This is a genomic window from Stenotrophomonas sp. SrG (genome assembly GCF_050031795.1).
Taxonomy (GTDB): Bacteria; Pseudomonadota; Gammaproteobacteria; order Xanthomonadales; family Xanthomonadaceae; genus Stenotrophomonas; species Stenotrophomonas rhizophila_A.
In genome coordinates this window covers 1-299 of sequence record NZ_JBNBBE010000106.1, presented here as the reverse complement: position 1 = coordinate 299, position 299 = coordinate 1, and the positions used below count along the sequence as shown (strand labels likewise).

At 76.6% G+C, this 299-nt stretch carries 1 pseudogene; it reads left to right on the top strand.

What is annotated here, in order from left to right:
• Nucleotides 1-2: 2 nt before the first annotated feature.
• A pseudogene (locus tag ACQG3P_RS19160) lies at nt 3-299 on the top strand (energy transducer TonB); the annotation flags it as partial.

The window sequence follows — 299 nt, the reverse complement described above, 5'->3', positions numbered from 1 at the left end:
TGATGCTGCTCCTCATCCCCGCCGTGGCCCCCAAGGCCGTGACGGAGAAGGAACGCAACATCATGGTGACCCCGGTCGACGCTCCGCCGCCGCCCCCACCGCCGCCGCCGCCGCCGCCGCCGACTGACACGCCGCCGCCGCCGGTCAAGACCCGGTCGCCGCCCAAGCCCTCGCCGGGGCCGCCGCCGCCGCAGGCGCCGGTGATCGACGTGCCGGAACCGCGTCCGAACGACATCGCCACGCCGCCGAGTCCGCCGAGCCCGCCGCCGCCGCCGAGTTCCATCGAGGCCAGCGTCGAT